Source organism: Subsaxibacter sp. CAU 1640, from assembly GCF_023156585.1.
GTDB lineage: Bacteria > Bacteroidota > Bacteroidia > Flavobacteriales > Flavobacteriaceae > JBPOFM01.
Genome location: NZ_JALNMI010000001.1, coordinates 604,593 through 624,726, shown reverse-complemented (window position 1 = coordinate 624,726; position 20,134 = coordinate 604,593). Strand labels below are relative to the sequence as shown.

Sequence of the window (20,134 nt, the reverse complement as noted above, 5' to 3'; positions counted from 1 at the left end):
AATTTAGTCTTGCCATTCGGCAATAAACAAATTGGTGTCTCTTCCGCCACCATTGTTTCTATTGGAAGAAAAAATCAACTTTTTCCCATCGTTTGAAAACACAGGAAACGCATCAAATGTTTCGCTGTGCGTCACGCGCTCAAGACCTTTTCCATCAATGCCAATCATATACAGATTGAATGGAAAACCACGTTCGGCCTCAAAATTTGATGAGAAAATAACACGCTTTCCATCTGGCAAAAAGAACGGACTCCAGTTGGCATTTCCAAGATTGGTCAATTGGCGCAAATCGCTGCCATCTGCATTACAGATGTACAGTTCCATTTCGGTAGGTTGTACCAATCCTTGACTCAACAAATCTTTATACTCTGCAATTTCAGCTTCGGTTTTAGGTCTTGAAGAGCGGAAAATGATTTTGGTACCATCAGGAGAGAAGAAAGCGCCTCCATCATAGCCCAATTCAAATGTGATTTGTTTGACATCGCTTCCGTCGAGGTTCATTGTATACAGGTCAATATCACCATTTCGTGTTGAAGTAAACACAATTTTATCTCCTTTTGGAGAAACGGTTGGTTCGGCATCATAACCCTTTTCATTGGTCAATTGGGCTGTGATATTGCCTTCCAAATCTGCCACAAAAATGTCGTAACTCTCATAAATTGGCCAAATGTATTTACCGTTGACTTTCATTGGCGTTTCTGGACATTCTTCGGCACCAAGATGTGTTGAAGCATAAATAATGTGCTTATTGTCCGGCAAAAAATAAGAACAAGTGGTACGGCCTTTTCCGGTACTGATCATTGGCGGAACTTTGCTTTCAAAGGTTTCGTCGGCATTCATCAAGAACATTTGATCGCAGCTCACATTCCATTTTGTATTATTGGATTGAAATACGATTTGTTGGTCGTCAAAGCTCCAATAAGCTTCAGCATTATCGCCACCAAACGTAATCTGTTTAAGAGATTTGAAATGTTTTTCCTCTGGAAAAATCAAGAAGTCTTTTGAGTCTGTTGCGACCGTTTCTGAACGTTTGTTTTGAGACTTCAATTCCTTTTCATTTTTACAAGACAGGAATGAAATGGCTAATACAAGAGAGAGAATATATTTCATATTGCGGAATAGGTTATTGCAAAAGGCTAAAACCTTGCGGGCTTATTTAAATAATGACTAATTTTGCGCAAAATTAATATATATCAAGATGAAATCCATATACCTATTGTTTTTTTTGGCGGTGTTCGTTTCCTGTAAAAAAGAGAACCAAAAAACCGATATTTCTATCAAAGAAGATGTGACTGTTTTATCCGCTGACAGCTATGAAGGCAGGGAAACTGGCACCAAAGGAGAACAGGAAGCGGCAAATTATATTTCAAAACGCTTTAAGGAAATGGGTTTGCAACCAAAAGGAACAGATGGATTCTATCAAACATTCAGTTTTAAGCCGAAAACAGATCCACATAGTGAAGTGTCTTTCACCACAATGAAAGAAGATGGAACCATAACTGGAACAAATGTTTTGGGCTATATCGACAACAAAGCGGAAAACACCATTATCATTGGTGCGCACTATGATCATTTGGGTTTTGGAAGCGAAGGCTCACTTTACAGAGGTGAGGAGAAGGCCATCCATAATGGCGCAGATGACAATGCCAGTGGTGTCGCCGTGATGCTGAATCTTGTCAATAAACTTAAGGATGCCAATAAAGGCAACAATTATCTATTTATGGCTTTTTCCGGGGAAGAAATGGGCTTATTGGGAAGCAATTATTTTGTGAAGAACCCGACATTCGACATCACAAAAGCTAACTATATGATTAATATGGATATGGTGGGACGTTTGAAAGCTGATAGTACTTTGGCAGTTTATGGCGTTGGAACCTCACCGCGTTTTAAACAGACATTGACAGCCAATAACAACAAGTTTAACTTAATTGAAAAGGAATCCGGTGTTGGCCCTTCTGATCATACCTCGTTTTATTTGAATGACATTCCTGTGTTACACTTTTTCACTGGTCAACACGAAGATTATCACAAGCCAACAGATGATTTTGATAAGTTGAATTTTGAAGGGATGGAATCCATTTCCAACTATATTTTTGACATCATTTCTGACTTGGACAAGGCAGGGAAATTGGCTTTTAGAAAGACAAAGAATGAAAGCGAAGAAGTTCCTCGTTTTAAGGTTGGTCTTGGAGTGATCCCTGACTATTTGTTTGATGGCAAAGGAATGCGTATTGATGGCGTCAGCGAAGATAAGCCAGCTCAAAAAGCAGGACTCCAAAAAGGTGACATTGTGGTAAAATTAGGCGATAGCACCATCGTCGATATGATGAGCTATATGCGAGCATTATCTGTTTTTGAAGAAGGTGATCAGACCAAAGTTATAGTAAATAGAAATGGCAAGGAAATAGAAGCGGATTTGAAGTTTTAGAGCATCATCATACTTCCGCAGACTCCTAGACTGATTAATAGATAAACAGCCGCAATTATAAAACATACTTTTGCTGTATATCTCCTTTTCTTAAAATTTGCCACACCAACAATTGTAAATAGAATTGGAGGACCAAACATTATACACAATACAATTACTATTATTCCAGTATAGTCGGCGTCAAGCATTGAAGTTCTCATCATTTAAAATTGTTGGTTAAACTATATAATATAGTGCCACAAATTCCCAAGCCAATCAAAAGGTAAACAACAGCTACAATATAGTAAACTTTCGCCTTTTTTTTATCGGTTTGATTGTTGCCAATAACCGTCAATACAATAGGTGGCCCGAACATTACAAGTAAAATGATTGCAATTAAATCCATCTAAACTTGATTTTGAAGTTTATGAAGAAACTCTTTTTTGTCATCTCGATAAAAGAGGTTCATCGTTTCAAAAGGTATGATTTTATAATCCTTATCCACAATATGCACACAAGATTTTTTGATGGCTCGCACATCAAAATTGTAGGCATCAATAAACTGCATAATAATCACCCTAAACAGGTTATCATAACCCAAGTTTGGCGCATCGATGTTTGGCAAACAGCACATAATCGATTTCAGGTTTTCTTCAGCAACTTCTACCGAGTTTCCTGTACTGAAAAGCTCAATCATTTTACCGTGTAGTACTTCATCCTGCTCATAAACAATTGTGTTTTTGCTGTTGTCCAATAAGTCGTTAGGGTTAATGTAGCGTGTCAAAGGATAAACCTCTCCATCTAGTTTCAAGGCATAACCCATTACCAAAGCATCTGGATTGCAAGGCACAGGCAATAAATCATCACTATTGAAAACAGAGGTTTGCTCTAAAATTTTTCGCCTCACTTCAGTTAAAGTGATACGGTCGGTTTCAGGGTTGAAATGGTCCAAGCGACCAGCAATTTGTGTGGGTTGAAAGGTGACACCTCTCACACATTTTTGCTTTAAGGCAAAATCGATGATTTTTCCTATTTCGTGGTCATTCAAACCTTTTTGAAGTGTTACCACAAGTGTTGTGGAAAGGTTCAACTCGTTTAAATTATCAAGTGCTTGCTGACGTATGTTTGCCAAATCTGCGCCACGCAATTCCCGGAGAACATTGTCTTCAAAAGAATCAAACTGAAGATAGATTTCAAAGTCAGGCGTATATGTTTTCAATTTTGCGGCAAATGTTTTGTCCTTTGCGATTTTGACGCCGTTGGTATTGAGCATCAAATGCCGAATGGGCAATGTTTTGACATAGTCCAAAATTTCAAAAAACTCGGGATGAATAGTGGGTTCGCCACCTGAAATTTGAACCACGTCGGGTTCCTTTTCATTTTTTACAATCGTATCCAACATCTTTTTGATTTCGTCCAACGTGCGATGCCTTCCATAGGTTGGCGACGAACCAGCATAACAGGTTGGACACGTCAAGTTGCAACGGTCGGTCACTTCCACAATGCTCAAACAAGAATGCTGCTCGTGGTCTGGACACAAACCACAATCATAAGGACAACCATAATGCGTTTTGGTATTGAATGTATAAGGCGTTTCCGATGGTTTGTTGTAATTGCGGATGTTTTTATAATAGTCGATATCATCAGCAATCAAAATCTTACTGTTTCCGTGTTCATTACAACGCTTCAACATATAAACCTTTTCATTTTCAAAAACAATTTTTGCATCTACACGTTTCAGGCATTCGTGGCATAGACTTAAGGTAAAATCATAGTATGTGTATTTTCTAACTGGCACGTTTCAATAGATTTAAAATTGTTGTTTGATAATATAGTAGACAAATTAGGCAAAGAATTTGAATGGTGCTCAATCCGATTACAAAAAAAGTATTTGGTTTTAAAAATTCAATTAAAAACCTGAAGCCGAAATACAGTATCATAAAATATTTGAAAATCATTCCATTCTCAAGTGTTTTTACCTTTTGAAGCCATTTCAAAAACCCAAAAAGGAGTAATAAAAATATCAATTCATAAAACGCAATAGGATGTCGTTTTAAACCATCGCCCAAATCCATTCCCATAAAAAAAGAAGTGGCTTTCCCGTAGGTAAATTCATTGATTCCTTGAAGGAAACAACCAATTCTGCCAATGAAAATCCCGAGAATAATCGGAAAAGTGAACAAATCTCCTGAAGATTGTTTTTCGCCTATAATCTTTTTGGAAATTTCTACCCCAAGCAAACCTCCGAACAAGCCTCCCATTATGGTTTTTGTGTTCAACACTTGAATAATGTTTTCCTTGCTAATTTGAATCAAAGGATTTTCCAAATACCCAATGAGTCGAGAGCCAATAAGTGCGCCAATGACTGCGCCAAGAATGATTGACAGACGATTCATTGTGTTGATTGGATCTTGGCTTTTCTTTCTCAAATACATATAATATCTAAAAGCCACGAAAAATGCCAAATATTCGAGTATCAAATGAGTATTTATGGGGACACCAAATGCGCTCGGTTCAAAAGGAATATTCAAAGAGTATCAATTTGAGTTTAAGTTTGATGAAGATACACAATTAGACAAAATAATGTAATTTTGCCTCAAAATAGAATCGATGCCAAAAATAGGTGACATACAACTTCCTGATTTTCCATTGCTTTTAGCGCCAATGGAAGATGTGAGCGACCCACCGTTTCGAGCGTTATGCAAGGAGCAAGGCGCTGACGTAGTATACACGGAATTTATCTCGAGTGAAGGATTGATTCGTGATGCTGCCAAGAGCGTTATGAAGCTCGATATCTATGAAAAGGAACGTCCTGTGGGTATTCAAATTTTTGGTGCCGAATTGGATAGTATGCTTCAAACGGTTGATATTGTTGAAAAATCCAATCCAGACATCATTGATATCAACTTTGGTTGTCCTGTAAAAAAGGTAGTTTGCAAAGGCGCTGGCGCAGGAATTCTTAAAGATATCGATTTGATGGTGAAGCTTACTGAAGAAATGGTAAAGCGCACCAAACTACCAATCACTGTTAAAACCCGATTGGGTTGGGATCACGATTCCATTAGAATTGTAGAGGTTGCCGAGCGACTTCAGGATGTAGGCTGCCAAGCCATCTCGATACACGGCAGAACAAGAGCCCAAATGTATAAAGGCAATGCTGACTGGAAGCCGATTGCAGAAGTGAAGAACAATCAACGTATGCATATTCCTGTCTTTGGCAATGGCGATGTGGATTCGCCAGAAAGAGCGATGGAGATGCGCGACGTTTATGGTTTGGATGGCTGTATGATAGGGCGTGCCAGCATCGGGAATCCTTGGTTTTTTAGGCAAGTCAAACATTTTTTCAAAACAGGAGAGCACTTTAGGCCGATTACTTTGGAAGAACGCGTAGATGCCGCAAGAAGGCATTTACAAATGTCTATTGACTGGAAAGGGGAGAAGCTTGGTGTTTTTGAAACCAGACGTCATTATACCAATTACTTCAAAGGCATTCCAAACTTCAAGGAATATCGAATGAAAATGGTGACCAGTGATGATTCTGTTGATGTTTTTGCTGCTTTCGATGAGGTGCTTGAGGCGTTTTCAGGATATGAATTTGCGTAAAATCAACTTCTAACCAAAGTTTCACTAATTCTGCTAGATGCGATTTTAGAAGCCAATACACCTAAAACGACAATTGTTATCAATACAATTGCTGCATTCACCAACTCTAATGTTACAGGATAGGGAAGAGAGGTTGTGAGCATTAACAATGAAAATTTCTGTTGAAGAAATACAACGATGATTCCCAACACCACACCAATGATTCCGCCCAGAATAGTCATCAAACTACCTTGAAGGAAGAAGATTTTTTTGATGTCCTTGGTTGTTGCTCCCAAATTAAACAGTGTGTGAAGCGACTGTTTTTTGTCTAAAATCATCATTATTAAAGCTCCAATAACATTGAATAACGCAATGATTATCACTAAAGTGAATATCAAATACACCGCAAGATTTTCGGTATTCAACATTTTATACAACGCATCATTGAGTTGCGCTCTGTTTTTAACAATGACTTTGTCACCAAGACTATTTTCAATTGCAGCGATGACTTCTGATTCGTCGCTATTGGGCATCAATTTTAATTCTATGGCGCTTACCTGGTCTTTATTGTAATTCATCAAATAACGCGCGTTCACAATATCAGTGAATACGTAGGTGTTATCCAAATCTTCATTTATTTGAAACACACCAATATTTAAAGCTGTTAATGAGTTGAAAGCCCCTTTTACAGAACTGATTTGCCCTTTTCCTGGCTTGGGCACATAGATGCGAGGGTTTTTGCCATAATCCAAAATTCCCATTGATAAATTATGGGCTATTCCCCATCCACTTACCATTTGACCCGAACCAGATTCAAACCAATTCCCCTGAATTATCATTGAATCTATTTTAGTCACATCTAGATAATTGGCGTCGACGCCTTTTAGTGTCACCAAGAGGTTTTTATTGTCAAATTCTACAATGACTCTTTCCTCAATTATTTTTGAAAAGGTTGAAATACCCTTGATATTGGCTAATGAAGCAGAATCTTTTTCCGTAAGCACAAAAGATTTGCCTTTTGCAGGAAGGATTTTAATATCAGGATCGACAACGGATGAAAATCCTAGGCTAAACTCTTTCAAGCCACCAAAACCAGACAATACGATGAACAAGGCCGCGGCAGCCACTACCACTCCAAAAGCGGCAATGATGGTCATAATGTTGATGGCATTGCTGCTGCTTTTTGTGAATAAATAGCGCTTGGCGATGTAGAGAGCGAAGTTCACTTAAGACTTTTTGCGTTTTTCGAGCAGGTCGTTGTCCTTAATAGGATCTTCCTCCCTTTTTAAGGATTTCTCAATTCTGTCAATATATTCAAGGGAATCATCAATAAAAAATTCCAAGTTCGGCATACGCCGCAATTGATTTTTAGTACGCTGCGCCAATTCGTGACGAATCAAAGGCGTGTTTGAACGAATTCCTTTGAGCAATTCTCCAGCCTCTTTATTAGGGAAAATACTCAAATATACTTTTGCAATCGACAAATCTGCCGTGACATTCACCTTGCTCACCGAAATGATGACCCCTTTCAGACCGCCTTTGGTGGCAGCGCCTTGAAGCACTTCTACCAAATCTTGTTGCAGTATGCCTCCTATTTTCTTCTGTCTTTGACTTTCTTCCAAAATATTCCAATTTTAATCAAACCAATCCATCAGATGTTTCAATTTAAAAAATAAACATCAATAATTGATTGTTCGTCACAAAAATAGAGCATATTTGAGGATTATCGTATTTTTGAAGAACAAAGTTGACAAGCTCTTCATTAAGAGTGTTTATTTGAACCGGAGATTTTGTTTAATTTAATGAGATTCCCGTTTTCACGGGAAGTTGGAATGAAAAAAATAGAACACATAGGGATTGCGGTAAAGAATCTAGATGAATCAAATCAATTGTTTGCCAAGTTGTTTGGCGAATCCCATTATAAAATAGAGAAAGTTGCGAGCGAAGGTGTCAAAACGTCTTTCTTTAAGTCAGGACCCAATAAAATAGAGTTGCTTGAAGCAACCAACCCTGAAAGTCCTATTGCAAAGTTCATAGAGAAAAAAGGCGAGGGGATTCACCACATCGCCTTTGCTGTGGATGACATTGAGGCCGAAATAGAACGGCTATCCGAGGAAGGGTTTGTAGTTTTAAATAGAACTCCAAAAAAGGGAGCAGACAACAAACTTGTGGCGTTTCTTCATCCAAAAACGACCAATGGCGTTTTGATAGAATTATGCCAAGACATAAAGCCATAAAATTGTTGTGGCATATTAAAATATATATTAGATTTGCATCCTCTTAACTGGTCCTATAGCTCAGTTGGTTAGAGCACCTGACTCATAATCAGGTGGTCCCTGGTTCGAGCCCAGGTGGGACCACAACAAAATTTAAGCCCTTCTTTTAGAAGGGTTTTTTGTTTTACTGCAAATTATCATTCATGCAATTTGTTTCTATGGTCAATCACCAATACAGGTTTGCGACTCCTTGCCGGAAATTGTAATTTTTGAATCGCAGCGATGTCGTGGAATTCAATGGTAGGTTTTACACGTAATTTTGCCCTAAAATGGTCTTGGACTTCCTGAAGAAAAGCTTCGGTAGGTTCGTGTGTAGCAATCTTGATGATGAGGTCATCGGTTCCGAGATCTGTGTGTTTTAACTCGATGACAAAAGATTCTATAGCTTCAAATTGATTTAATGCGTTCAAAAGCGCTGGTGGATAGAGGGTTGTACCTTTATACTTAATCATCTGTTGTTTTCGGCCTATGACTGAGCTTAAGCGCAGCGTATTTCTTCCGCAGCCACAAGGTTTTTGATATGCACGAACCATATCTCCTGTTTGGAAACGAAGCAAAGGCAACCCTTCAACCGCCAACGTAGTTATTGTGAGTTCTCCCAATTCACCTTCCAAAACAGGTTGGAAGTTCTCGTCAAGCACTTCAGCGATGATCAATTCAGGAATCAAATGACCGCCTTGTTGCGCTGAACATTCTGTGAATGCCGTGCTCATTTCAGTAGACGCATAGGTGGAGAATAATTCAATGTTCCAATCTTTGGTTATTTTTTGGCCCAAGGCGTTCAGTGAAAAATCCTCATTTCGAATGGGTTCACCGATGCAAATGGCTGCTTTAATCGAGTTATCTTTTAGAGAGATGGCGTGTTTTTTGGCGTGGTCAATCAATTTCAATAAAAATGAAGGCACTCCAATCAAATAGGTCGGATTAAACTTTAAAATTGAATCCCATTGCAATTCTGGCACACCTGCGCCAACTCGAATGATGCTTGCTCCCAATTTACGTGCGCCTAAAAAATATGCCAATCCTGCCATAAATCGACGGTCCATTGTTGTCATCAATTGAAGAATGTCATTGGAATCGACTCCCGCACAAGTGAACGACCTCGATTCGTTGTATGCCAAACGGTTCAAATCTTTGTCTGTCAAAGCAAACGTTACGGGTTCTCCCAAAGTTCCTGAAGTGGTGACATAATCGATGATGTCTTTCTTTGGCACGCACAAAAAGTCATCGTTGAACTGTTGTAAATCATCCTTGGTCGTTGTTGGGATTTTTACCAAATCCTCCAAAGTCTTGATTTCAGATAAATCAATGTTATGTTTTTTAAAAAGCTTTTGATAAAATGGAGAATTCTCCTGCAGATATCGTAACGCGATTGTTAACTGCTCTTCCTGATAACTTTTGATGTCTTGGATGGATTGTCTTTCGATATCGGGATTCATCAGTTTGCTTTTCGTTTTGATTTCTTGATGAATTTACGCAATTCTTTTTCATCTACAGCCGTAGTAACGACCTTGGAATTTGCCATTTCAAAGTTTTTCAATGCTTCTTTAAAGTTTTTATTTTGATAGTGATACTGACCAACCAAATTGTAGGCTTTCCAATAATCTGGATTTAATTTAATCAAAACCCTCAAGTCATCTTCATTAATATGCGATTTGTTTTCGATTGCCAGTTCCACTTTATGCTCCAATAGACGATATTGCTCATAATCTTGAAACGCTTTTGTTTGAACGAATCCATCTTCAGGAATATTCATTTCGGATATTGACAGACTTTTGATTGACGGATTATTTTCTCTGTTCTTAAAAACAACATTCAAATTATATGCTACAAATTCTCCCAATTGATAGGGATTTGAGGATACCCAAACCTTCAATTCCTCTGGTTTGAAAACAATGCCGTGATGTGCCAACAATTGATTGATGGCCTTTTCGTTGCCATAGCCAAGCACTTTATCATTCAATCCATTTTTGTTTCTTAAAATCTCTACAGCTTTTTTAGGCGTGAGTTTTTGTTCTTTGGATAGCAATTCTTCCATACGCTCATATCGATATTCGGAATGGCTATTTTCAATAGCTTTTTGATTGCGACGTTCGTCTTCAAACGCTTCACTCTGAAAATGGTTAGAGCAAATCAATTCATCACTGTTTTCGACTTCATACACTCCAAAGTTGTTCGGCGACACTTCAATCAGAATGGCTTTATGGTCTGCGGCACTTCCTATCATAATCGCTTCAGAAACAAAAACCTCACGCTTTTTTGCAATGGCGACGGCTTCGTCAATATTCGACGCATATTGTAAAATTTCCCTTGCTACGATTGAAATAGGCGTTTTTGCTACCAAAGGAATTTTGGATTTTCCAGCATTAATGGTAACTGTCAAACCTTTCTCATTCATACCAGACACCACACCAATAAATCCGCCCCAAGTAACGGACATAAAATCATAGCCTTCATCAGGATTTACAAAGGCGATAATTTTATTTTCCGCAAAAGCATCACCTGCATAAAAATCAAAATTTCTACCCAGAAGCAATTCGCCATCTTCTGTTTTTTCATCCCAAGCCGCGAACGATGTACAACCTACCAACGCCAAATCCTGCAAGGCGTGCCCAATGTCGTGCGCACCGTGAAGGTACAAAGAGCGTAAATAGGGCGTCGAAATAGTGTTAAAATCATCCGACGCATATCTAGATACGCCATAAATTTCAGATTTATATTCTTCTTGAACGTGCCGGTACATTTTGCGATTGTACCAAGACAGAAATTTGCGAAGGAACTTCTGTTTGCCTTCCGAAGGCACCAACTCGTTGATTTTGTCAAAAAAAACCTTTTCTTGGGTGTACATCAATTCTTGGGTCAAGCTTCCGGTCAGCAATCCAATTTCTAACGGGTCACCTTCTACGTACAGTTCCCATTGCCCTTGTTTGTTTTTGGTCAAAAAACTATTGCCAGCAGTATAAGTCGAATCATTGATTTTGATGCGCTCTGGAATGTTGGCATTATAGCCTGAAATATCCGGAAGGTTGTTGATGGACTTCTTGATGCCGCAGGAATTGAATAAAAAAAGGGCAACAAAAAGATGTGAAAAACAGACTATGTATCGTTTTTTAAGCACTTGGATGCTTTTTGTGATAGTTTTTGTTCATACGTTGCACCATCTTTTCCTCTTTGTAATCGACCCAACCTTGCCCAACAATACGACGCATCATATTTTCAAACGTTCGCATAAAGATGATATTTTTGAACAGTTTTGCCAATCGAAGCGGTTTTCTTGGAAACGCACGAAGCGTTATGGAAAATCCACCATCGTCATAGGTAATGTAATGCCAATAACCGCTTGGCATATACAATGCATCGCCGTGTTTCATCTTCACCGAAATACCTTCTGCCGATTGAAGCGCAGGATATTTCTCAAAATCAGGATTGTCCATATCAATCGTTTCCAGATTATGAACCGTAAAAGGCACTTTGTAAAGATGTTTGGCCTGTTCTGGAGCGAATAATGTAACGTGTTTATTGCCGTGAAAATGTACGTGGACCAAATCGGCCAAATCCATATCGTAATGAGCCAATACTTTTGAACCTTTTCCGCCAAAAAACATTACAGGCAGTTTTTTAAAGAAATTCAAACCAATGTCTGGGTAAGAAAAATCCTTTGTCAGTTCTGGCATTTTTTGAAGCACGTTGAAGAAAAACATTCGTAAATCGGTAGGTTGCGTTTTTAGAATGTCGATATAGTCGTAGAGCTTCATTTTTTTTGCAGGCACTACAGAGTTTTGTCGTCCTTTCGTGGGCTCATTGTTGTAAAGCGGCACGATTTGGTCGCCAGACAAACTTTGAATGTAGTCAAGATTCCACTTTTCATACGCTGGCCAATCCTTCGTTAAATCTTCAATCAATACAGGTTTTTGAGGCTTATAATAGCGCTCGATGAATTCCTGTTTGCTGATAGATTTAATCCGCTCAATCGGTATGGTTTTAATCGTTCCCATAAGTTACTGATGACGCTTCCTGTCAAAAATAAGAAGTTTAAACAATAATGGCTGAATTGTAAACGCAATTAACATAGCGATGATGATTCCTATCATAGAAACTACCGATATGGAATGTAGCGCAGGATGCTTGGCAAAAATAAGCACTCCAATGCCTAAAATAGTTGTCAATACCGATAGTAACACGGACGTTTTATGTGTCGCTAGTGTATTTTCATTTGCTTCTTGCTGTTGTTTTAGTAATCCATTGGTCATAAAAATACTATAGTCAACGCCGAGTCCAAAAATGAAAGAGGATATCAAGATGCTGAAAATGTTGAATTCTATTCCCAATAAACCAATCACACCAATAGTAATAAACCAAGTGATGATGATGGGAATCACAGTCACAAGCGTCAATTTGATATTTCGGTAGAACAGCAGCAATAACACAAGCACCACCATAAAACAATAGATGATCAAATGGTTGAAATCGGTTTTTAAATGTCCAAGTAAGGTCTCGTTGAGGTTTTGTCGGTCGATGACTATTACATTATCTTGGTTTTGAAAAGTTTTTTTGACTGCTTGAATGTTATCATCATCAACTTTCAAAATGGAAGTAATCGTATGAAAATCGCCTGAAGACGCCACAAAATCTTCCAATGGGATATTCGAAACCTTCTTAAACTCTTCCAAATCGAGCGGTTGAAATTCTTTGTTCAATAACCTATGAAATTCTTCAAAACTGTTCTGTTTGAACCCTTGAGTTTGTCCGCTAGCTCGCAAATCGCTTTCGGTTTGTTGAATTTTTTCAGATGTCCAAAAATTCTGCCAGCGATTGATTTTTTCTTTTTGGGACTTTTGGGAAGGCACAAGAGCTGCAATGGAATTAAAACTGATGATGTCCTTGCTAGTTTCCAATTCTTTTAACTGCTCGAATAACTCATCATTGGTTTCCAAAACGTTTTGAATCTCATTTCCATTGGCAATCACATACAATGATTTTGAGGTTTCATTGGTCAATTCGTCCAAATGTTGCTCGGCATCCTTCAGTTGTTGCGATTCATAATTTAGATTGGACAAATCATTATTGAAACCGACTTTGTTGTAGGTAAATGCACTTACTATAAGTAGCAGAACCAAACCACCTATCAACCATTTATTTTTATGAAAGGCATAATTGGAAGAACTATCAATAAAAGACCTTTTGCCTAAAGCCTTCGCAGCTTTTCCTTTATAAACCTGTGGAATGAACACCAATGCAAAAAGAGACGCTCCCAAAACACTAATAGCTGCAAATATTCCCAAATCTTGCAAGGCTTGGGAATCAATAAAAAGCAGACAAAGAAAGGCAAGCGCAGTCGTTAGGCTGCTCATTAAGATGGGTTTTGCGACATCAGCATACAAACGTTCGATGGTCTCATTGTTGCGGATGTGCGTCAAAATATGCAAGGAATAGTCCAAAGTAACTCCCAACAAAACAGCTCCTATTCCTAAAGAAATGGCTGAAATTTCCGTTCGAATCAAATACAAAATAGCAACCGATAACAATCCACCAAAAATTGTCGGAACCAATAAAATCAAGGGAATCGTCAGCTTTTTATAAAAAGTGATGAACAACACCAATAACGCAATCATTGCTATCGTCACGGTCCATTGGATGTCCTTTTTAATTTGTTGGGCATTCGCCACAGCAATCAAGCTTCCGCCAAAAGCCTCACTACTGATTTTGCCCTTATATTCCTGATTCAGATGTTCTTGAAATTGATATAATTGTTCAGCAAATAGTTCATTCTGATTGGTTTCACTCGATTTGAATTTTGGCGTGATGAACAAGAGAATATGGTTGCCATCCTTGCTGACCAAAAAACCATCTTTTAACTCAAAATCCTCATTAAAACCCAATTGTTTCAAATTCTGAACCGCCAAAATCGAAACACCAAGAGGGTCCTTGATGATAGTTTGTTTTGCAACGATTCCTGATGGTGATGCCAAGAGTTTGTAATTCGCTTCAATTGTGGCATCAATGGAATCTTTTTGTGTTTTGCGGACAAGGGTTTGATAATCACTATCCGTCAAAAACAGAGGTGCATTTTCGAATGCAAAATCCAAAGTCTCAAAAATGGTTTCGTCTTCAACTTTACCCTGAATATTTTTAATATAATTATTTGAATGCTCATTTAAACTATCCAATAATTGCTGTGCGTAATCCGTTAGGTCAACCAAATCAGCATCCTTCTCTTTTTTGATATTGATGATGATTTTGTCGCTGAATTGTGCCGTGTTTAGCACTTTTTGAAGTTGCGCATTGTCTTCATTTGAAGGAATCAATTTGGAAATATCCTCATCAAATTGAATTTTTGAAGCCACCCATATCAATCCAGAAAGCAAGAGCAATAAGCCTATGAGGTAAGCCTTCTTATTTTTTCGAATGGAATGAAATATTGAGTCGAACAAATTAGCCATAAATGACCCTTGTTTTTTTATCAAATATAGAAAATAGCATATAACTCAACACTCCAAAAACCAGCGCACTAGAGGTCGACAATGTGATGCTGCCAATAAGATAGGCCTTTAAATTTTCAAGAATATCAAAGTTTTTCAAGATTGTATCCAGTTCATAATGCGTTTCAATACCCAACACCCAATTTCCCGTTTGTAGACTTATCAGCAGTACAAAAGGTATAAATGGTGGTAAACTGATGTTTGAGCACGTAAAAGCAATCACTTTATTGAGATTCATTGCCAATGCACAGAACAGTACAATCACAGTATGAAATCCCCAAAGCGGCGAAAGACCAATAAAAACTCCCAAGGCAACGGATAGCGCTTTCTTTTTTGGCGAATCGTGATTTCTTAAGATGTCCTCCACTAAAAAACGTTTCAGTCCCTTTTTCCTAAAACTCCGATAGGCATCTCGAGGCATAATGACGAACAAACGCACCAACAGAAACCAAATATAAAGAATGACCATACGAGCGATGTCCATAAATGGCCTAAAATGCGACACGCGCTCTTTCATATCGTACAGCACCTGAATGGGCACGTGCACTACATCAATGCCTGCCCAATACGATTTTACAATCGCTTCAATCTCAAACTCAAACTTTTTGGTCGCATTCATAAAGTGAATACGATTCATTTGTTTGATAGGGTAAAGCCTAAATCCCGATTGGGAATCGTTCAATTTCAAGCCTGTTGCAGCTTTCATCCAATACGTGGAAACACGATTACCTTTGGCGCTTCTTGCCAAAACATCAGCCTCATTCATATTGCGGTCGCCAATAATTAGGATATTTTTGTTGTCGGAAGCATCAAGCGCAGCAATGAAATTGGGAATGTCTTCCGGAAAATGCTGCCCATCTGTATCCAACGTAATGGCATATTCATAGCCTAACGACACCGCATAACGAAATCCTGTTTTTAGCGCGTGACCCTTTCCAACATTTTTCGGCTGGTGTAACGTTATGATTTGAGAATATTCTTTTAAAATATCTGTCGTTGTATCTGTAGAACCATCGTTAACTACGATTATTTCAGAAGTGTAAACGAGAACGCCGTCAAGAACTTTTTTTAGCGTTTTTGGGTTGTTATATGTGGGAAGAACAACGCAGCAATGATAGGCTTTCAGTTTGGATTTGATGTCGGTAAGCTCCATTGCAGCAGTTCGTGGGATTTATTTTTTTACAAAGGTAGCATTACATTTCAATACCGAGCTTCCGTCTTTGAAAGAAGTATTGTTTTTGATTTTGATGCTTTCGTTTTCAACGGAATAATTTATAGTGAATATCAACATAGTTTGCTCATTAGGATTCACCAATTGCAAAAATTTGATGTTTGAAGATGACTGGAGCAGTAAGGATTGGTTGAGGTGTATTTCCAGACAGTTTTTGATGATTTGCAACATCGCTACACCAGGCGTGATGGGATAATTTGGGAAATGGCCTTTGAAAATAGAATGATTTTTATGGATGTCTACAGTAACATCCAGCGTGTGATGCTCGCTAGTTTTCAAGTCCAAAATTTTGTAAAAATCCTCAAGAACCATTGCTAATTATTAAAAACGGAGTCAGAAATTGAAACATTTGTCTGTTTGTTTTTGAAAATTATCGTTGTAAAATCTTTGTTGGGTTCCATCAATTTCACTTCAGAAACTTGAGCTGAAGACTTTTCAAATTTCAACTCAAACGCAGCAATAAATTTTTTCAAACGCTTGTCTTTTGGAACAAAATTTACCATATATCCATCGGAAATTCCGAAATAGGAAATGTCAAATTGTGTCTCATCAAACATATCTCCTTTGATACTATTGACAATCAAAGTATTCAAACTTCTAAAGAGACGGTTGGCGCTTAAATCCATTTCGTCTTTTTTACCCTCATTATTTACGAGAAGTTTATCATTTTTGAAAACAGCAACATTTTGAAAAGGCTTGATGTATTCCCATTTGACCAGATTTGGTGATTTGAAATACAATTTGCCTTCAGAAACCAATTCATTTTCCAATACGCTTAAGTGTTTGGTTTGAATGAAATCGCTTTGGATGCTTTTGGTGGATTGAGCAGCCTTCAACACCTTTTGTTTAAAGGCTTTTTGTTCGCTGTCGGATAACTTTGTTTGTGAATATCCAACCAAACCGAGCATAAAAATCAATATAAAAAACGCCTTATTTTTCATTCATAAGTTCATTTATGGTAACCATTTGATAGTCTTGTTTTTTCAGAAATTGCAACAACTGTTCCAAAACGATTTCGATGCGTTCGTGTTTGTCGTGCAATAGAATAACAGCTCCAGGTTTGATTTGTTTAGTAATTCGATTTAGAACGTTTTTTTGGTTTTTGATAGCCATATCATACGGTCGAATGTTCCATCCTATAACTTTATGTCCAGTAACTTTGATAGCCTTTGCCAAATGTGGCGTGGTCACACCATAAGGTGGGCGAAACAAGTCGGGCTTATGATTCAACACCTTGAAAATTGCTTGGTCCGTTTTTTTGATTTCGTCGAGCCATTCTTCCGTCGATTTAAAACCAATGGTGGTGCTGTGCGTAGAGGAGTGGTTGCCGATGACGTGACCTTCCGCGTATATGTTTTTTAAAAGTTCCGGATGTTTATTGATCTGTTTTCCAACACAAAAAAAAGTGGTCTTTGCATTATAATCTTTCAATAATTGCAACACTTTCGGAGTAAATATATCATTCGGACCATCATCAAAAGTGATGGCAATTTTTTTTTCTTTGATGGATGAATTGTGCGTGAATGCTTTTAAAAACAAACCCCAACTCATCGAAAAACTTCCAATAAGAATCACCCAAAAAAGCGCTAAAAACAATAGCACATACCACCAAACGGAGACATATACAAACGGTTCGCAAATGAGAAGAATTCCCAAGATGCCAAAAGCTGTTCCAAGAATGAATTTGAATTTTAGCATTGTCTCAAAAGAATAAAACTATGGTCGCGACCTTTAAACTGATTGTATAAAAGTATTGTTTTTAAGGATGTTTTTTGTGCTTTATGTTGTAATAATGTTTCGGGGATTTGCTGTGATTTTAAAATTTCACAACCTAAAAACAATCCGAAAGCGGATGCCGTATAAAATTCTCCGCAGAATTGCTTGTAAGATAAGTTTATGGTTTCCTGTGGAAATGCTTTGGAGGCTTCATCATAGTAATCGTCGAAACTATCGCCATTGTTTCCTAAAATGAGAACGTCGATACTGTCAGGTTTCAAATGATGATGACTCAAAAAAGCTATCAATTCATTTTGTAAAGAATGGATGGACAGTTTGCTAGAGGTTTTTATTCCCAATAATTCAACAACATTATGTTTCTTTTCGGAAGACAGCACAAAAAAGCTCGCTCCTTCGCCAATTGGCACTTTAATTCCATTTGGATTTTGGTCTTCCAGCATCCGAACGTAATCAACAAATTCAGTCCCCAATTCGTCAACGCCACCTACCAATACATTTTTTGTCTCTTCATTTTGAACCATCAAAAGACCATCCAACAATGCTGACTCAAAAGACAAGGCTCCGTGTACATAAGTGTTGTTATAGGCTTTGCATTGCAATCCCAATGCGATTTGGGCACCAACGGTATTATGCGTGGATTGAATAAAAGACGTTGGTGTCAAGAACTCTTCATCATTGGCAATGATACTGTTCAGGAATTTTTCCGTGTCTTCAATGCAGCCCATTCCTGTACCTGTCAAAATCGCGTTTGGCTTATCGATATTAGCATTTTGAAGCGCTTTTGAAGCAGCTGCAACACCCATTTTAACTCCAGTTGCCATACGACGCAATACCATCGGCGAAATATACTCTTTATAATTGGGAGCAATGGCTTCTACGTTTTTGCCTGAAATTTCAAAAAGTTCCAAGAATTCCAACTCAAAGCTATTTTGAGCTGAAATAGAAACGGCACTATGAATGTAACAGGAATTCATCGTTTTGAAAAAATCAAGGTGGAGCAATTTCCCCCAAACCCAAATGAATTGGACAATACATTTTGGATGTTTTTTGTTTTTAGAACGCTCGTTGGCTCCAATCCTGTTTCCTCTATTTTTGTTCTAAAATTAAGATTTGGCCAAACGGTCTGTTCTTGAAGCGCCATTACCGAAAACACAGCTTCAATGGCTCCGGCAGCAGCCAGGGTGTGTCCCGTAAAAGATTTCGTCGAACTAAAATCAGGCATAGGTTCTCCGAATATTCTGGTTAGGGCCATACTTTCGGACAAATCATTGTTAGGTGTTGCAGTGCCGTGTGCGTTTACGTAATTGATGTCAGAAGATTTTAAATCAGCAATCTGTAAAGCTTTTTGCATAGCGAGAAAAGCACCTTCACCAGTTTCTGATGACGCAGTTTGGTGAAATGCGTCGTTGGCATTTCCATAGCCTGTGAGGTAGGCCAATACGTTTTTGTTTTTAGTCATTTCATCCGATTCCAAAACCAAATATGCGGCAGCTTCACCGAGATTTAAACCTTTTCTATCCTCATCAAAAGGCGTGCAAACGTCATCAGACAAAATCATCAGGGTTTTAAAACCGTTGATGGTGAATTTGGACAAAGCATCCGTTCCACCAACAATAACGCGGTCTAATTGTCCGGATGTAATCATCCTCGCGCCTAGCATAATTGCGTTAGCTGCAGATGAACAAGCGGTACTAATTGTCGTCACAAAGCCATTGATTCCAAGTGCATCTGCGATTTTTTGTGTGCTGTCACCTGCGTGGTGACTCGATACGTATTTTTGGGTTTCTCTTTTTGACGGGAAATCTTTCAGGTGAATTTCGGTTTTATCCATTCCGCCAACAGACGTTGCAGAGATAAAACCCGTTTCGATAGAAGCATCTATCGAAATACCCGAATTTTTGACGGCTTCTTTGGCAGCGACCAAACCCAACAAAGCGGTTCGCGTAAAATTGTTGTCTTTAGGGAGATTGAGTTGGTCAATCAACTCGTCATTGGTCAATTTGACCTCTCCAACTTTAATTTGCGAAGCTTGTTTGGTTTTTATTTGTGTGACATCGCCAATTCCGGATTGTGAAGACAACAAGGATATTCTGTTCTCTTCAAGCGTGTTACCAATGGCTGAAATGATTCCTATTCCAGTGATGGCAACACCTTTACGGGCCTTATTTTTTTCTATGTTCGGCAATATAATCCGCTAAAACTGAAATGGATTTAAAGATTTCCTTGCCTTGCTTCGGGTCTGTCAGTTGGATCCCAAAGTCTTTGTCCAACATCACAATCAATTCCAGTGCATCGATGGAATCCAAACCTAATCCGTCCCCAAATAGGGCATCATTATTATTTATATCGGAAGGTGAAAGGTCTTCCAAATTCAAAATATCTATGATTTTTTCTTTTAACTCTTGCTTTAATTCGCTCATTG

At 38.3% G+C, this 20,134-nt stretch carries 20 protein-coding genes and 1 tRNA gene; 4 read left to right on the top strand and 17 right to left on the bottom strand.

Going from position 1 to position 20,134, the window contains the following annotated elements:
• Window positions 1-3: 3 nt before the first annotated feature.
• Window positions 4-1,110 carry a TolB family protein gene (locus M0G43_RS02685; RefSeq protein ID WP_248023307.1) on the bottom strand — a complete coding sequence of 369 codons (1,107 nt, stop codon included), beginning with the start codon at window positions 1,108-1,110 and terminating at the stop codon, window positions 4-6.
• 88 nt (window positions 1,111-1,198) lie between these two features.
• Here M0G43_RS02685 and M0G43_RS02680 point away from each other — a divergent pair, with 88 nt between their 5' ends.
• Entirely contained in the window at window positions 1,199-2,428 is a 1,230-nt protein-coding gene (locus M0G43_RS02680) for a M20/M25/M40 family metallo-hydrolase (protein WP_248023305.1), read from the top strand.
• Between the two features lie 199 nt (window positions 2,429-2,627).
• Here M0G43_RS02680 and M0G43_RS02675 read toward each other — a convergent pair whose 3' ends face one another.
• Genes M0G43_RS02675 through M0G43_RS02665 form a run of 3 tightly spaced genes read right to left on the bottom strand, consistent with a single transcriptional unit; the run spans window position 2,628 to window position 4,938 of the window.
• Window positions 2,628-2,813, bottom strand: a complete 186-nt coding sequence (locus tag M0G43_RS02675) for a hypothetical protein (RefSeq protein ID WP_248023304.1) — start codon at window positions 2,811-2,813, stop codon at window positions 2,628-2,630.
• Window positions 2,814-4,205, bottom strand: a complete 1,392-nt coding sequence (locus M0G43_RS02670) for a radical SAM protein (protein ID WP_248023303.1) — start codon at window positions 4,203-4,205, stop codon at window positions 2,814-2,816.
• Window positions 4,195-4,938, bottom strand: coding sequence for a prolipoprotein diacylglyceryl transferase family protein (locus tag M0G43_RS02665; RefSeq protein WP_248023301.1), 744 nt, complete (start codon window positions 4,936-4,938; stop codon window positions 4,195-4,197). The genes M0G43_RS02670 and M0G43_RS02665 overlap by 11 nt, the downstream gene beginning before the upstream one ends.
• 79 nt (window positions 4,939-5,017) lie before the next feature.
• Here M0G43_RS02665 and dusB point away from each other — a divergent pair, with 79 nt between their 5' ends.
• Entirely contained in the window at window positions 5,018-6,010 is a 993-nt protein-coding gene (gene dusB, locus M0G43_RS02660; RefSeq protein ID WP_248023300.1) for a tRNA dihydrouridine synthase DusB, read from the top strand.
• 2 nt (window positions 6,011-6,012) lie between these two features.
• On the opposite strand, the gene M0G43_RS02655 is transcribed toward dusB, so the two are convergent.
• A complete protein-coding gene (locus M0G43_RS02655; RefSeq protein WP_248023298.1) occupies window positions 6,013-7,215 on the bottom strand; it encodes an ABC transporter permease in 1,203 nt (400 codons plus the stop codon).
• Window positions 7,216-7,611, bottom strand: coding sequence for a 30S ribosome-binding factor RbfA (gene rbfA / locus M0G43_RS02650; RefSeq protein ID WP_248023297.1), 396 nt, complete (start codon window positions 7,609-7,611; stop codon window positions 7,216-7,218).
• 210 nt (window positions 7,612-7,821) lie between these two features.
• Between rbfA and mce the strand changes: the two genes are divergently transcribed.
• A complete protein-coding gene (mce, locus tag M0G43_RS02645; RefSeq protein ID WP_248023296.1) occupies window positions 7,822-8,226 on the top strand; it encodes a methylmalonyl-CoA epimerase in 405 nt (134 codons plus the stop codon).
• Window positions 8,227-8,275: 49 nt separating this feature from the next.
• Window positions 8,276-8,349 (top strand) — tRNA-Ile (locus M0G43_RS02640).
• Between the two features lie 53 nt (window positions 8,350-8,402).
• On the opposite strand, the gene M0G43_RS02635 is transcribed toward M0G43_RS02640, so the two are convergent.
• Genes M0G43_RS02635 through M0G43_RS02585 form a run of 11 tightly spaced genes read right to left on the bottom strand, consistent with a single transcriptional unit; the run spans window position 8,403 to window position 20,132 of the window.
• Window positions 8,403-9,704, bottom strand: a complete 1,302-nt coding sequence (locus M0G43_RS02635) for a phenylacetate--CoA ligase family protein (protein WP_248023293.1) — start codon at window positions 9,702-9,704, stop codon at window positions 8,403-8,405.
• Window positions 9,704-11,383, bottom strand: a complete 1,680-nt coding sequence (locus M0G43_RS02630; protein ID WP_248023292.1) for a C45 family autoproteolytic acyltransferase/hydolase — start codon at window positions 11,381-11,383, stop codon at window positions 9,704-9,706. Before M0G43_RS02630 ends, M0G43_RS02635 begins: the two co-directional genes overlap by 1 nt.
• Window positions 11,376-12,260 (bottom strand): cupin-like domain-containing protein, encoded by an 885-nt coding sequence (locus M0G43_RS02625; protein WP_248023290.1) that lies wholly within the window; start codon window positions 12,258-12,260, stop codon window positions 11,376-11,378. Before M0G43_RS02625 ends, M0G43_RS02630 begins: the two co-directional genes overlap by 8 nt.
• 3 nt (window positions 12,261-12,263) lie before the next feature.
• A complete protein-coding gene (locus M0G43_RS02620; RefSeq protein ID WP_248023289.1) occupies window positions 12,264-14,705 on the bottom strand; it encodes an MMPL family transporter in 2,442 nt (813 codons plus the stop codon).
• Window positions 14,698-15,897 (bottom strand): DUF2062 domain-containing protein, encoded by a 1,200-nt coding sequence (locus M0G43_RS02615; protein WP_248023288.1) that lies wholly within the window; start codon window positions 15,895-15,897, stop codon window positions 14,698-14,700. The genes M0G43_RS02620 and M0G43_RS02615 overlap by 8 nt, the downstream gene beginning before the upstream one ends.
• An 18-nt stretch (window positions 15,898-15,915) precedes the next feature.
• Window positions 15,916-16,260, bottom strand: coding sequence for a 3-hydroxyacyl-ACP dehydratase (locus M0G43_RS02610; protein WP_248023287.1), 345 nt, complete (start codon window positions 16,258-16,260; stop codon window positions 15,916-15,918).
• 29 nt (window positions 16,261-16,289) lie between these two features.
• Window positions 16,290-16,916, bottom strand: coding sequence for a LolA family protein (locus tag M0G43_RS02605; RefSeq protein WP_248023286.1), 627 nt, complete (start codon window positions 16,914-16,916; stop codon window positions 16,290-16,292).
• The gene (locus M0G43_RS02600) at window positions 16,906-17,673 is read right to left on the bottom strand and encodes a polysaccharide deacetylase family protein (RefSeq protein ID WP_248023284.1); all 768 of its coding nucleotides are present in this window, start codon (window positions 17,671-17,673) and stop codon (window positions 16,906-16,908) included. Before M0G43_RS02600 ends, M0G43_RS02605 begins: the two co-directional genes overlap by 11 nt.
• Window positions 17,667-18,686, bottom strand: a complete 1,020-nt coding sequence (locus M0G43_RS02595; protein WP_248023283.1) for a beta-ketoacyl synthase chain length factor — start codon at window positions 18,684-18,686, stop codon at window positions 17,667-17,669. The genes M0G43_RS02600 and M0G43_RS02595 overlap by 7 nt, the downstream gene beginning before the upstream one ends.
• Complete coding sequence (locus M0G43_RS02590) at window positions 18,683-19,897, bottom strand: beta-ketoacyl-[acyl-carrier-protein] synthase family protein (RefSeq protein ID WP_248023282.1); 1,215 nt, start codon at window positions 19,895-19,897, stop codon at window positions 18,683-18,685. The genes M0G43_RS02595 and M0G43_RS02590 overlap by 4 nt, the downstream gene beginning before the upstream one ends.
• Entirely contained in the window at window positions 19,875-20,132 is a 258-nt protein-coding gene (locus M0G43_RS02585; RefSeq protein ID WP_248023281.1) for a phosphopantetheine-binding protein, read from the bottom strand. The genes M0G43_RS02590 and M0G43_RS02585 overlap by 23 nt, the downstream gene beginning before the upstream one ends.
• Window positions 20,133-20,134 lie beyond the last annotated feature (2 nt).

Bases quoted from the DNA above. Each gene is read 5' to 3' on its own strand.
- mce (WP_248023296.1), top strand. From the start codon at position 7,822: ATGAAAAAAATAGAACACATAGGGATTGCGGTAAAGAATCTAGATGAA.
- dusB (WP_248023300.1), top strand. From the start codon at position 5,018: ATGCCAAAAATAGGTGACATACAACTTCCTGATTTTCCATTGCTTTTA.
- M0G43_RS02620 (WP_248023289.1), bottom strand. From the start codon at position 14,705: ATGGCTAATTTGTTCGACTCAATATTTCATTCCATTCGAAAAAATAAG.
- M0G43_RS02600 (WP_248023284.1), bottom strand. From the start codon at position 17,673: ATGCTAAAATTCAAATTCATTCTTGGAACAGCTTTTGGCATCTTGGGA.
- M0G43_RS02585 (WP_248023281.1), bottom strand. From the start codon at position 20,132: ATGAGCGAATTAAAGCAAGAGTTAAAAGAAAAAATCATAGATATTTTG.
- M0G43_RS02605 (WP_248023286.1), bottom strand. From the start codon at position 16,916: ATGAAAAATAAGGCGTTTTTTATATTGATTTTTATGCTCGGTTTGGTT.
- M0G43_RS02615 (WP_248023288.1), bottom strand. From the start codon at position 15,897: ATGGAGCTTACCGACATCAAATCCAAACTGAAAGCCTATCATTGCTGC.
- M0G43_RS02595 (WP_248023283.1), bottom strand. From the start codon at position 18,686: ATGAATTCCTGTTACATTCATAGTGCCGTTTCTATTTCAGCTCAAAAT.
- M0G43_RS02685 (WP_248023307.1), bottom strand. From the start codon at position 1,110: ATGAAATATATTCTCTCTCTTGTATTAGCCATTTCATTCCTGTCTTGT.
- M0G43_RS02675 (WP_248023304.1), bottom strand. From the start codon at position 2,813: ATGGATTTAATTGCAATCATTTTACTTGTAATGTTCGGGCCACCTATT.
- M0G43_RS02625 (WP_248023290.1), bottom strand. From the start codon at position 12,260: ATGGGAACGATTAAAACCATACCGATTGAGCGGATTAAATCTATCAGC.
- M0G43_RS02680 (WP_248023305.1), top strand. From the start codon at position 1,199: ATGAAATCCATATACCTATTGTTTTTTTTGGCGGTGTTCGTTTCCTGT.
- M0G43_RS02635 (WP_248023293.1), bottom strand. From the start codon at position 9,704: ATGAATCCCGATATCGAAAGACAATCCATCCAAGACATCAAAAGTTAT.